Origin of the sequence: Sphingopyxis panaciterrae (genome assembly GCF_011762125.1) — a bacterium.
Lineage (GTDB): Bacteria > Pseudomonadota > Alphaproteobacteria > Sphingomonadales > Sphingomonadaceae > Sphingopyxis > Sphingopyxis panaciterrae.
Genome location: NZ_JAASQN010000001.1, coordinates 1,252,167 through 1,264,005 on the forward strand (window position 1 = coordinate 1,252,167; position 11,839 = coordinate 1,264,005).

An 11,839-nucleotide genomic window follows, 5' to 3' on the forward strand; every position below is an offset into this window, starting at 1 on the left:
TGCGGACTTTCCTTTCATCGTCACCCCGGACTTGATCCGGGGTCCCGCTTGAAGCCCAAAGCTTTCGTCGCCCAAAAAAAGCGGGATCCCGGGTCAAGCCCGGGATGACGAAGGTAGGGTGGTACCTGTGTCGGCTCCCCACCCCAAAGCCGCCGTTCAACGCGTTGCGAATTTGTCCACGCGACCTAGGGTCAGGATCTATTGATTTCCCGTTATTCCCGCGAAGGGCGCGGAGAGATGGCTGGCTCTCCAAGCAATCTGCCGCCTTCCTTTTTCCTTCTTTGTGGCTTTGTGCGAGCCAAAAAAATCTCGCACAAAGCCACAAAGAACAGCGGGATTCCCGCCTTTCGCGGGAATGACGAAAGAGGGGGTGACGGACAGGGTTTAACAGTTCCTGACCCTCGGTTTTTGGCCGCGTCCCGCTAGCAATCGCGGCGCCCAGCCGCTACATGGGTATGATGAGCCGCGCCAAGAGATCTGACGATTGGGGTTTTCCCCGCTGGCGCCCCTATGGGTCGTCGCGCGAGGCGCAGAAGGTCCGGCTGTGCGATCGCCACGGTTGTACCAATCCCGGCAACTGCCCGGCGCCCAAGTCGCCGAACAGCCCCGAACGCTGGTATTTCTGCGAAACGCACGCCGCCGAATATAATCGCGGCTGGGACTATTTCGAAGGATTGAGCGCCGAGGATGCTGCGGAGCGCGCCGCCGCCGAAACGCGTGACGCGGGGGCCTATACCAAGGCGCAGCATTATGCCTGGGGCGGGTCGGGCGACGGCAGCCGCAGCGCCGACGAAATGCGCGCGCTGGAAATCCTCGACCTCGAACCCGACGCCGATTTCGAGACGACGAAAAAGGCGTGGCGCGGCCTCGCGAAGGAGTGCCACCCCGATGTCAAACCCGGCGACGCCGAAGCCGCGAAGCGCTTCGCCGCAGGGCAGGCGGCGTTCGAAGTGCTGAAGCAGGCCGAAGAGCGGAAAAGCTGGAAGCCCGCGTAGCGGCGGCGGACGGCTGGTTACTGCCCGTCTTCTCCCCTCCCGCTTGCGGGAGCGGCTCTATCCATCACCGTCATCCCGGACTTGATCCGGGGTCTCGCTTGACGTCGAAACTGCCAGTACCAAAAAAGCGGGGTCCCGGGCCAAACCCGGGATGACGGGCGACCGCAAACGACCGATTGCGGTCGCTCGAATATCGCTGAAACAAAGTCTATCTTCCTCTGTCTGTCGGAGGTGGTAAGGGGGGATGCGGGCAACGCGGACGCCCGTTCAGGTGATGCGTCGCCCAAGCTCCGCTCCATTAGCCGCGTCTGCGGCAAGGAGCGTATTTGCAATGACGACCGATCACTATCGTCCGCCGAGCCTTTCTCTGCCGATCCTTTTCCTTCGCTTCCTGCGATTCGGTTTTCTCGCCTTTGGCGGTCCGGTTGCGCAGATCGCGATGGTGAAGCAAGCGCTGGTCGAAGAGGAGCGCTGGATATCGCCCGCGCGCTTCAACAGGCTGCTCGCGGTGATGCAGATCCTGCCCGGACCGGAGGCGCATGAGCTATGCGTCCATCTCGGCATGGTCGCGCGCGGACGGATCGGCGGATTGCTGGCGGGGCTGGGTTTCATGCTGCCGGGCTTCGTGCTGATGCTTGGCGCGGCGTGGTTTTACAAGGACTGGATTGTCGGCCATTCGTCGATGGCGCCGATCTTTCTCGGCGTGCAGATCGCGGTGCTCGCGATCATCCTGCGCGCGGTGCAGCGGATCGCGACGCATATCCTCGAAGACAGGCTGCTTTGGGGGCTCGCCGCGGCTTCACTCGCCGCGACGCTGGCGGGCGTCCCTTTCTGGATTCCGCTGATTGCGGCCGGGTTGATCTACAGCTTTGCGGCACGGCCGCTGATCGCCGCCGGCGTGGTCGCCGCCGCGATTGCGCTGGCTTTTCTCGGCGCGGGACAGGCCGTTGCCGTGAAAATAGACGTCGCCGCGAGCGAGGTGGGGATCATCGCGCTGTTCGTGGCGGGATTGAAGGGGGGATTGCTGACCTTCGGCGGCGCCTATACCGCCATCCCCTATGTGCGAACCGACACGGTCGGACGCGGATGGCTGTCCGACGCGAGCTTCCTCGATGGCGTGGCGTTTGCGGGTATGCTGCCCGCGCCGCTCGTGATCTTCGCCACTTTTGCGGGCTATGTCGCGGGCGGACTGCCGGGCGCGGTTGCGATCACCGTCGGCATGTTTCTGCCCGCCTTCGCCTTTTCGATGATCTTTTTCGAGCGATTGGAAGCGGTAGCCGAGAACCCGGCCTTGCACCGGATGCTGGCTGGCGTCGCTACGGCCGTCGTCGGCGTGATCGCCGCGACGCTGTTGCAACTCGGCTGGTCGACGGCCGGGCGCTCGACGACCCTCCTGTGGCCGGGGCTTCTCTTTTGCGCTTCGGGGCTGGCGGTCTGGCGCTGGAAAGGAAAGCTGGTCGTTCCGGCGATTATATTTGCGGGCGGATTTGCCGGGTGAGTGATGAAATTATGAGTAAGGGAAAGGAATCGATGTCCGCATTGCATCCCGAACTCGCTCCCGCCTCAACCCGCCCGGGTAACGGCGAACGCCTTCAACCCTTGCCCGAATCCAGCGCATAACCCGCCGACCGCACCGTGCGGATGATATCTGCCGTCCCCGGCAGGTTGATCGCCTTGCGCAACCGCCGGATATGCACGTCGACCGTCCTGAGCTCGATGTCGCTATCCTGCCCCCACACGCTGTCGAGCAATTGCCCGCGCGAAAAGACGCGGCCCGGATGCTCCATGAAATGGCGCAACAGGCGGAACTCGGTCGGGCCCATCGCGACGATCTGGCTGTTCCGCACCACCTTGTGCGCGACCGAATCCAGTTCGATATCGGCATAGCTTAGCATCTCGCCGGCCAGCGCGGGGCGCAGGCGGCGCAGCACCGCCTGGACGCGCGCGACCAGTTCGCGCGGGCTGAACGGCTTGGTGACATAATCGTCGGCGCCGGTTTCAAGGCCACGGATGCGGTCCTCTTCCTCGCCGCGCGCGGTCAGCATGATGATCGGGACGTTCGCCGATTTGGGGTTGCGGCGCAGGCGCCGGCAGACCTCGATCCCCGGCAGGCTCTCGATCATCCAGTCGAGCAGGACGATGTCGGGGACGCGTTCCTCGACGAGGATCAGCGCCTGTTCGCCGTCGGGGGTCTGGCGGACCGAAAAGCCTTCGCGGGCGAAATGCCAGACGATGAGCTCGGCGATCGCTTCGTCATCCTCGATGAGCAGCAGGTCGGGCTGGGGCATCAGGCCTTCTCCTGCTCCGCGGCGCCATCTTCGGGACGGTCGCCGCGCTCGCGTTCTTCCATCCGTTCGCCGGTCACGACATAATGGACCATCTCGGCGATGTTCGTCGCATGGTCGCCCATGCGCTCAAGGTTCTTGGCGACGAACAGCAGGTGCGCGCTTTCCGAAATATATTTCGGATTTTCCATCATGAAGGTGACGAGGGTGCGGAAGATGCTGTTGTAGAAATCGTCGACGCTCTTGTCGCGCACCGTCACCCGCACCGCGAGTTCGGCGTCGCGCGCCGCAAAGCTGTCGAGCGCGTCGTGGATCAACTCGACGACGATGTTCGACATCGACATCAGGAGCGGGATCGCCTCGATCGACCGCGTCTGGTCCATCAGCGCGACGCGCTTGGCGATATTCTTGCCATAGTCGCCGATCCGCTCGACGACCGACACGATCTTGAGCGCCGCGATCATCTCGCGCAGATCGTCGGCCATCGGGGCCCTCAGCGCGATGGTCTGGACCGCGAGCTGTTCGACCTCGGCCTCCAGCGCGTCGATCTTCTTGTCGTCGCGCACGACCTGTGCGGCGAGGTCGAGGTCGCCGCTGTTGAGCGCGTTCATCGCCTGGAGCAGCGCCTGTTCGGCGCGCCCGCCCATTTCGCTGATCAGTCCGCGCAGGCGGTTCAGATCCTCGTCGAAGGCCTTGACGGTATGATCGTTCGTTAATGCCATCACTCTTGTCCTTTAGCGCCGCGACTTAGCCGTAGCGGCCGGTGATATAGTCCTTGGTGCGTTCCTGCCGCGGGTTGGTGAAGATGTCGGTCGTCTTGCCGTACTCCACCAACGTCCCGAGGTGGAAAAAGGCGGTGCGCTGCGACACGCGGGCCGCCTGCTGCATATTGTGCGTGACGATCACGATCGCATATTTGCCGCGCAGTTCGTGGATCAGCTCCTCGATCTTCGCGGTCGCGATCGGGTCGAGCGCCGAGCAGGGCTCGTCCATCAAAATGACCTCGGGATCGACCGCGATCGCGCGCGCGATGCACAGGCGCTGCTGCTGGCCGCCCGACAGCGCGGTGCCGCTCTCGGCCAGCCGGTCCTTGACCTCGTCCCACAGGCCGGCGCGCACCAGCGCGCGCTCGACGATGACGTCAAGGTCGGCCTTGTTCGGCGCGAGGCCGTGGATGCGCGGGCCGTAACCGACATTGTCATAGATCGACTTGGGGAAGGGGTTCGGTTTCTGGAACACCATGCCGACGCGGGCGCGCAGCTGCACGACGTCCATCGACGGCGCATAGATATCCTCGCCGTCGAGCTCGATCTGTCCGGTGACGCGCGCGCTCGCGACCGTGTCGTTCATCCGGTTCAGCGAACGCAGAAAGGTCGACTTGCCGCAGCCCGACGGGCCGATGAAGGCGGTGACGAGGTCGGTGCCGACGTCGATCGAGACGTCGTTGATCGCCTGTTTCTCGCCATAGAAGACGTTGACGCTATGCGCCTTCATCTTCGGGTCGGATATGGTCAGGTCTTCTTGGGTCATGTTCACCAGCGTTTTTCGAATTTGTTGCGAAGATAGATCGCAAAGGCGTTCATCGACAGCAGCACGATAAGCAGCACGATGATCGCGGCGGAGGTTTTCTCGACAAAGCCCCGGTCGACTTCGTCCGACCAGAGGAAGATCTGCATCGGCAGCACGGTCGACGGCGAGCAGATGCCGCCCGGAACGTCGCCGATAAAGGCGCGCATCCCGACGAGGAGCAGCGGCGCGGTCTCGCCCAGCGCGCGCGCCATGCCGATGATCGTGCCGGTCAATATGCCGGGCAGGGCGAGCGGCAGGACATGGTGGAACACCACCTGCACCGGGCTGGCGCCCACACCCAGCGCGGCATCGCGGATCGACGGCGGCACCGATTTGATCGCGTTGCGGCTGGCGATCACGATCACCGGCATCGTCATCAGCGCGAGCGTCAGCCCGCCGACGAGCGGGCTCGCCTGACAAAGCCCGAACCAGTTGATGAACACCGCGAGCGCGAGCAGGCCGAAGATGATCGACGGCACCGCCGCGAGGTTGTTGATCGACACTTCGATGAGGTCGGTCCAGCGGTTCTTTGCCGCATATTCCTCGAGATACAGCGCCGCGAGCACCCCGGTCGGGAACGCGATCAGGAAGGCAATGAAGATCGTCAGCACCGATCCCTTGAGCGCCCCCCAGATGCCCGCAACCGCAGGGTCGGTCGCATCGGCGTTCCTGAAGAAGGGCCAATGGATGCCGGTCGACAGCTTGCCGTCCCTCTCCAGCGCATCGACCTTCGCGCCGAGCACGCCCTTGGCGCCTTCCTTGGCGGCGATGTCGACCTCGGACGAAGCGGGCAGCTCGAACACCGTCTTGGCCGTAAGCAGTTCGGGATCGGCCTTGATCGCGCTGCGCACTTCCTTCCACGCATTTTCGCTGATCAGCTTCGACCCGCCTTCGCCCAGCGCCTCGTCGGCGGCAAAGGCGACGATGTCCGACAGGCCCGCATTCGCAATCACCTGATCGGCATCGGCATCACCCAGCCGCGCCGTGTCGATCGTCAGCGGCATCGCCTTGAAGTCGACGGGCACTTCGACATGCGTATAGGTAAAGCCGCGTGCGCCGTTGCCGACCATCACGAACAGCAGGAAGGCAAGGAAAGCGCCCGAGAGCAGCACCGCGCCCAGCCCCATCAGCTTGAAGCGGCGTTCGGCGGCGTAGCGGCCCGCGATGCGCTTCTGCATCACGGCGCCTTTCCAGTCGGTGGGGGTGGTCTGCCTATTCATAAGCTTCACGATATCTTTTGACGATGCGCAGCGCGACGATGTTGAGCAGCAGCGTAACGATGAAGAGGACAAGGCCGAGCGCGAAGGCCGCCAGCGTTTTCGCGCTGTCGAACTCCTGGTCGCCGGTGAGCAGTTTGACGATCTGCGCGGTCACCGTGGTGACGCTGGCAAAGGGATTGGCGGTCATGTTGGCCGACAGGCCCGCCGCCATGACAACAATCATGGTTTCCCCGATCGCGCGGCTGACCGCGAGCAGGATGCCGCCCATCACGCCCGGAAGCGCGGCGGGGATCAGCACCTGGCGGATCGTCTCGTTCGGCGTCGCCCCCAATGCCAGCGACCCGTCGCGCATCGCCTGCGGCACCGCGTTGATGCTGTCGTCGGCCATCGACGAGACGAACGGGATGATCATTACCCCCATCACGATACCCGCGGCGAGCGCGCTTTCGGTCGAGGCGTTGGGAATGCCCAGCATCACCGCGAAATTGCGCAGTGCGGGGGCGACGGTCAGCGCGGCGAAATAGCCGTAAACCACCGTCGGCACGCCCGCGAGAATCTCGAGGATCGGCTTCACCCAGCGCCGCACCGCCGGCGCTGCATATTGAGTGAGGTACACCGCGGTCATCATCCCGATCGGGATGGCGACGATCATCGCGATGATCGCGCCGATCAGCACCGTGCCCCAGAACAGCGGAATGCCGCCAAAGGTATCGGGCTGCGGCGCACCACTGGTGGGCGCCCATTCGGTGCCGAACAGCAATTCGGCGGGCGAGACGAGGCGGAAGAAGCGGATCGATTCGAACAGCAGCGACAGCACGATGCCGAATGTCGTGAGGATCGCGACCAGCGACGCGAGCAACAGGAACAGCATCACGATCTTTTCGACCCGCGTCCGCGCCCGGAATTCGGGGCGAATGCGCGTGAAGGCGTAAAGCCCGCCCGCCAGCGCCAGCGCCAGCATCGCGGCGATGCCGATCCACGCATATTTGTGGCTCGCGTCGGCGTAGGGCTTGACCAGCGGCGCCGCGGCGGGCAGCCGCACCGCGGCCTGCCGGCCCTCGGCAACACTGCGCGCATCGGACAGGATCGCGCCGCGTTCGAAGCCGAACGACGGCAGGCTCTGCGCCGCCTCGCTCGCGAGCACCTGGTTGGTCACCAGCGCCGGCGAAACCGACGACCAGATCGCGAGGAACAGCGCCGCGGGGGCGAACAGCCACAGCGCGACATACCAGCCATGATATTGCGGGCGCGAATGCAGCTTCTCGCCCGCACGGCCCGCCAGCAGTGCCGAGCGCGCGCGCCCGGCCAGCCAGCCGATCAGCGCGAGACCCGCGATCAAAAGCAAAAGGGCGGCGGCGTTGAAGGTCACTTAAGCCTCAAATCCTCGGCGTCTTCCCTTCCGCTCACCCTGAGCTTGTCGAAGGGTGGAACCACCCTTCGACAAGCTCAGGGTGAGCGGGGTAGGAGAGCATCAAAAAGTCGGCGGCCGGATCGGGCGAGCCCGCCCCGGCCGCCAGCGGGGGATGTTACTTCAGCGCCGAACCGTCGAGCACGGTCATGCCCTTGGCGTTCGCCGCCGCGGTCGCGGCGACGTCCTTCGGCGACACGATCAGGCCCTTGGGCGCCAGATAGCCGCCCTCGGCCGCGCCCTTCAGGAACTCGGCGACATATTCGGCGAGGCCCGGGACGACGCCGACATGCGCCTTCTTCACATAGATGAACAGCGGGCGCGAGCCGGGATAGCTGCCGTCGGCGATCGCCGCGTAAGTGGGCGAAACGCCCTGTACCGGCACCGCCTTGATCTTGTCCTTGTTGGCGTCGAGGTAGCTGAAGCCGAAGATGCCGAGGCTGGTCGGATTCTTGTCGAGCTTCGAGATGATGAGGTTATCATTCTCGCCCTGCTCGACATAATAAGGCGCGCCGCGCAGCGTGGTGCAGGTCGCCTCATGCTTGTCCTTGTCGCTGTCCTTCAGCGCCTTCATCTCGGCGTTGGCGTCGCAGCCCTTGCCGAGGATCAGCTCCTTGAACGCATCATAGGTACCGCTGGTCGACGGCGGCCCGAAGACCGAGATCGCGACGGCGGGAAGCGCGGGGTTCACGTCCTTCCACGTCTTCGCCTCATTGGGCTTGCCATAGGGGTTGGCGGCGAGCGCCTTATAGACGTCTTCTTCGGAGAGCTTGAAGCCCGGGCCGCGCTGTGCTTCGCCCAGCGCGATGCCGTCGATGCCGACCTGAATTTCGACGATGTCCTTGACGCCATTCTTGGCGCAGGTGTCGAACTCCTTCTTCTTGATGCGGCGCGAAGCGTTCGCGATGTCGGGGGTGTCGCCGCCGACCCCGGCGCAGAAGCGCTCGAAGCCGCCGCCGGTCCCGGTGCTGTCGATCTTCGGCGTCTTGTTGCCGGTCGCTTCGGCGAACTTTTCACCGACCGCGGTGGCAAAGGGATAGACGGTCGACGAACCGACCGCGCTGATATAATCGCGCGCCCCGCCACCCGAAGAGGCCTGGTCCTGACACGCGGAAAGCGCCAGCGCGCACGTCGCGGCACCGGCGATAAGGGCAAATTTCTTCACCATGGTAATTCCTGTGGTGGGGGTCGTTACCGATCCAAGCCACCACCCCCGCGGCGACTCGCTGAGCCGCAAATGGGGGAGTACTGTGACGTGTTTGTGACAGGGGGTGTCATATAAGTGTCATGCTCTGCTCCTGCTACCAAATCGGGTTGGTCGTTGGGCAATGTCGGCGCTAAGAGAGGTAATATATAATCTATCGCAGAGAACCCGCACATGCTTGGTGAAGAATCGATTCGTACGGCCGTAAATCACCTAGTCGCGTTTGGTGATACCGATATATTTCCGGCGCTTCCCGAGTTGAGATTCTTCGGTGAAAAAATTGACGAAGTTGTAAAAATTCTATCGAAGCTTACACCGGGAGATTATATTCCAAGTACAGCTCAAGAATTTCTAGTACCAAAATCTTCAAACTCTTTTCGGATAGCTCATCAGCTCACTAGTCAGGATACGCTTATATACCTAGCTAGCGTCCTTGATAACGCCGAAGAAATCGAAGGAATGCGGACCCCTGCTGATGAGGGTGTAGCGTTCTCCTACAGGTATTTAAAAGGAATAGGTCCAAAGATTTTCGACCCGGAATGCTCATATCATGACTGGTTGGAAAAAATTACCGATTTCGGTGGAGTTATAGTTCCGCAGAATGACAAACGCGTTGTCGTGGAAACTGACATATCCGATTTTTTCCAAAGGATATATTTTCATAGAATAGAAAATATATTAGATAATTGTAGCAAGAGACATGCGTCCTCGATAACGAAAAAGATCGTTAAAACTGTCAGGGCCAACCAGTCATTTGGTATTCCTGTTGGTCAGTCGGCATCGCGAATGTTGGCTGAAGCAGTCCTCAATGACACAGATAAATTTCTTCTAGATCAGGGACTCGCTGTTACACGGTTTGTCGATGATTTTAGAATAATAGCAGAGGGGGAGGCTGAAGCTCATGCAGCCCTTTGCCAACTTGCTGAACACCTTATGGTTACTGAAGGGCTCTCGTTGAACGGTGCCAAAACTGCATTTACGAGTGTCGGGGCGATGCAAGATGAAGCTGTGCGCAGCCTCGAAGATATGTCAGGGAGCGGTGATCTGAGGAAGATGCTCCGCTCCATTCGTGTTCACTATGGTGACGATCTGACGGATGACGATACCGAAGACGATATAGCAGAATTCCCATTTTCCGATGCGAACGACATATTGGAAAAGATGGATAAGCTAGAAGATGAGTACCCTTCGGACATATCCGTTTACAAGGCGATGTTGCGCGCAATTAAGGTCATGGGCGGGGCTGATCCAGATCACATAATGAAGTATGCAAATAGATTTTTTTATATAATTCCTAGAGACTATTGCCTTGCAATATCATCTTCTTCGACAGAAGATGATTCAAAAGTAAATAAAACTAGAATGAAGCTTTTGAGCTATCTTAAGACTTCTCCGTATTGTGATCTCGAGATATGCAGGTATTGGATACTATCCGTGTTCATAAAGTCGAACTTTAACGTGTCGGAGAAGGATTTTAGAGGATATGATTTTAACAGATCTATTTCTGAGCGGCGTTGTCATCATTTGTTGAAAGCGAAGCTGGGCGATGTTTCGTATTTTCGGCAGCGGAAGGCCAGATTCAACGACTTAAGCGATTGGGAAAAGCCGGCATTTATGATGGGTGCGATGGTGCTTCCTAGGGATGAATATGAAAAGTGGCTTACCGGAATCCGGAGTTTTAGTCCTGGGCCGCTAGGCGGTCTTTATTGCGATTGGTTAAAGGAGAAGTGGGGGAGCCTGCCGGAGCTTCTGACGTAGATACTGCGCCGGTAATTCGTCCACTCAATTCGACAGGTTCGCAGTCATGATCCTCATCACCGGCCACGTCATCCTCACCCCCGAGCATCGCGAGAGCATGATCGCGCTCGGCGCCGGGCATAGCGCGCGGTCGCGTTCCGAGCCGGGGTGTCTGGCGCATATTGCCATATCGATGTCGAAAACCCCGACCGGCTGATGTTTGTCGAGGAGTGGGAGAGCGTCGACGCGGTGCGCGCCCCGTCATCCCGGACCTGATCCGGGATCGCGCTGCCCGCGGCGCGCGGCTTCGTCGCCGAGATGCGCGCGCTGTCGCCCGCGCCGCCGGTGATCCGCATTTATGCGGCCGAGGATATCACCGCAAAGCTGTTGGGGTAGGGCCCGCGAGAAAATGGGCCGAGTCATTCCTTCTTCGTCATGCCGGACTTGATCCGGCATCCATATAGGTGCCGTCGATGGACCCCGGATCAAGTCCGGGGTGACGAGAATTGCGAAGGGAAGGGCTTCGGAAAAAACCGCTTTCCTACATTATTCGGCCGTGCCAGCCTTCATCCGGCTCTTTCAATTCGTGGACGAAAAGGGTCGCAGCCCCGACGGGGATTGCGGCGACGGCGGGGTGTGCCGGGCCTGCCCGGTACGCGGGGAGCGCCGGAACGAGGGGTAGGTAGCGTGACCTTTGTGACCTTCCGAATATATTGCGCGGATATGGCCGCCTCCCCGATCCACCGGGAATGGGGGAGAGCGAAGGACATGCCGCGCTCGGCGCTTGATCCGGGGCCGGGATCGCCAGGACCGGGTGCGGGGCCCCGGGCCGCATCAGGGGAACGATAACGGCGTGATTGCGGGGGCATATGAGCGAATTTGAATTCACCATGTCGCTGTTCGGGCTGATCCTCGGCCTCGCGCTCGCCGAGGGGCTGGGCGGGCTGGCGCGGGCGCTGAAGGCCAGCCACCGGGTGCGGATCGGCTGGCCGACCGCGCTGCTCGGCCTGTTCGTGTCGGCCGACGTCGTCACCTTCTGGATGTACGGCTGGTCCGTGCGCAACCTCTTGCCGCTGAGCTGGCCAGTGCTGTTCGGCGGCTTCCTCGTCACCGCCATCTATTTCATCGCCGCCAGCCTCGTCTTCCCCGACGACCCCGAAGCATGGGACGATCTCAACACACATTTCGACAAGCACCGCCGCACCGTGCTCGGCGGCATCTTCCTCTGTAATGTCGCGCTGCTTATCTGCGTCGGGATGCTCGACGCCTTGCCGCCCTTCGACCTGCGCCGGATCGTCCTGACCTGGAGTTTCTTCCCCGTCGCGGCGCTGGCGATATGGGCAAAGGACCGGCGCGTCATATGCGCCTGCCTCATCTGGCTGATCGCGCTCTACCCGCTCTCGGCGGTGTGGCGTTAGCCA

The 11,839-nt window shown here is 61.6% G+C and carries 11 protein-coding genes; 5 read left to right on the forward strand and 6 right to left on the reverse strand.

What is annotated here, in order from left to right:
* The first annotated feature begins 458 nt into the window (after positions 1-458).
* Together FHR22_RS05760 and chrA are read left to right on the forward strand one after the other, a co-directional pair.
* Positions 459-995, forward strand: a complete 537-nt coding sequence (locus FHR22_RS05760) for a J domain-containing protein (RefSeq protein WP_166940801.1) — start codon at positions 459-461, stop codon at positions 993-995.
* Between the two features lie 331 nt (positions 996-1,326).
* The gene (chrA, locus tag FHR22_RS05765; RefSeq protein ID WP_166939827.1) at positions 1,327-2,493 is read left to right on the forward strand and encodes a chromate efflux transporter; all 1,167 of its coding nucleotides are present in this window, start codon (positions 1,327-1,329) and stop codon (positions 2,491-2,493) included.
* 94 nt (positions 2,494-2,587) lie between these two features.
* Here the strand turns inward: chrA and phoB are convergent, their stop codons facing one another.
* The 6 genes from phoB to FHR22_RS05795 all read right to left on the reverse strand — a co-directional run bounded on the left by phoB (position 2,588) and on the right by FHR22_RS05795 (position 8,645).
* Positions 2,588-3,283, reverse strand: coding sequence for a phosphate regulon transcriptional regulator PhoB (gene phoB / locus FHR22_RS05770; protein WP_166939829.1), 696 nt, complete (start codon positions 3,281-3,283; stop codon positions 2,588-2,590).
* Positions 3,283-4,002, reverse strand: coding sequence for a phosphate signaling complex protein PhoU (phoU, locus tag FHR22_RS05775; RefSeq protein WP_166939831.1), 720 nt, complete (start codon positions 4,000-4,002; stop codon positions 3,283-3,285). Before phoU ends, phoB begins: the two co-directional genes overlap by 1 nt.
* A 25-nt stretch (positions 4,003-4,027) precedes the next feature.
* Positions 4,028-4,810: a phosphate ABC transporter ATP-binding protein PstB gene (pstB, locus tag FHR22_RS05780; protein WP_166939833.1), complete on the reverse strand. Its 783-nt coding sequence runs from the start codon at positions 4,808-4,810 to the stop codon at positions 4,028-4,030.
* A gap of 2 nt (positions 4,811-4,812) precedes the next feature.
* Positions 4,813-6,069: a phosphate ABC transporter permease PstA gene (pstA, locus tag FHR22_RS05785; protein WP_166939835.1), complete on the reverse strand. Its 1,257-nt coding sequence runs from the start codon at positions 6,067-6,069 to the stop codon at positions 4,813-4,815.
* Entirely contained in the window at positions 6,062-7,438 is a 1,377-nt protein-coding gene (gene pstC / locus FHR22_RS05790; RefSeq protein ID WP_166939837.1) for a phosphate ABC transporter permease subunit PstC, read from the reverse strand. Before pstC ends, pstA begins: the two co-directional genes overlap by 8 nt.
* A 157-nt stretch (positions 7,439-7,595) precedes the next feature.
* Positions 7,596-8,645, reverse strand: coding sequence for a substrate-binding domain-containing protein (locus tag FHR22_RS05795; protein WP_166939839.1), 1,050 nt, complete (start codon positions 8,643-8,645; stop codon positions 7,596-7,598).
* 210 nt (positions 8,646-8,855) lie between these two features.
* Between FHR22_RS05795 and FHR22_RS05800 the strand changes: the two genes are divergently transcribed.
* From FHR22_RS05800 to FHR22_RS05810, 3 genes are all read left to right on the forward strand, one after another.
* A complete protein-coding gene (locus tag FHR22_RS05800) occupies positions 8,856-10,439 on the forward strand; it encodes an RNA-directed DNA polymerase (RefSeq protein WP_166939841.1) in 1,584 nt (527 codons plus the stop codon).
* Between the two features lie 46 nt (positions 10,440-10,485).
* Complete coding sequence (locus FHR22_RS22280) at positions 10,486-10,635, forward strand: putative quinol monooxygenase (protein WP_243853486.1); 150 nt, start codon at positions 10,486-10,488, stop codon at positions 10,633-10,635.
* A 652-nt stretch (positions 10,636-11,287) separates the two neighbouring features.
* The gene (locus tag FHR22_RS05810; protein ID WP_166939843.1) at positions 11,288-11,836 is read left to right on the forward strand and encodes a hypothetical protein; all 549 of its coding nucleotides are present in this window, start codon (positions 11,288-11,290) and stop codon (positions 11,834-11,836) included.
* Positions 11,837-11,839 lie beyond the last annotated feature (3 nt).

Bases quoted from the DNA above. Each gene is read 5' to 3' on its own strand.
- FHR22_RS05760 (WP_166940801.1), top strand. From the start codon at position 459: ATGAGCCGCGCCAAGAGATCTGACGATTGGGGTTTTCCCCGCTGGCGC.
- chrA (WP_166939827.1), top strand. From the start codon at position 1,327: ATGACGACCGATCACTATCGTCCGCCGAGCCTTTCTCTGCCGATCCTT.
- phoB (WP_166939829.1), bottom strand. From the start codon at position 3,283: ATGCCCCAGCCCGACCTGCTGCTCATCGAGGATGACGAAGCGATCGCC.
- phoU (WP_166939831.1), bottom strand. From the start codon at position 4,002: ATGGCATTAACGAACGATCATACCGTCAAGGCCTTCGACGAGGATCTG.
- pstB (WP_166939833.1), bottom strand. From the start codon at position 4,810: ATGACCCAAGAAGACCTGACCATATCCGACCCGAAGATGAAGGCGCAT.
- pstA (WP_166939835.1), bottom strand. From the start codon at position 6,069: ATGAATAGGCAGACCACCCCCACCGACTGGAAAGGCGCCGTGATGCAG.
- FHR22_RS05795 (WP_166939839.1), bottom strand. From the start codon at position 8,645: ATGGTGAAGAAATTTGCCCTTATCGCCGGTGCCGCGACGTGCGCGCTG.
- FHR22_RS05800 (WP_166939841.1), top strand. From the start codon at position 8,856: ATGCTTGGTGAAGAATCGATTCGTACGGCCGTAAATCACCTAGTCGCG.
- FHR22_RS22280 (WP_243853486.1), top strand. From the start codon at position 10,486: ATGATCCTCATCACCGGCCACGTCATCCTCACCCCCGAGCATCGCGAG.
- FHR22_RS05810 (WP_166939843.1), top strand. From the start codon at position 11,288: ATGAGCGAATTTGAATTCACCATGTCGCTGTTCGGGCTGATCCTCGGC.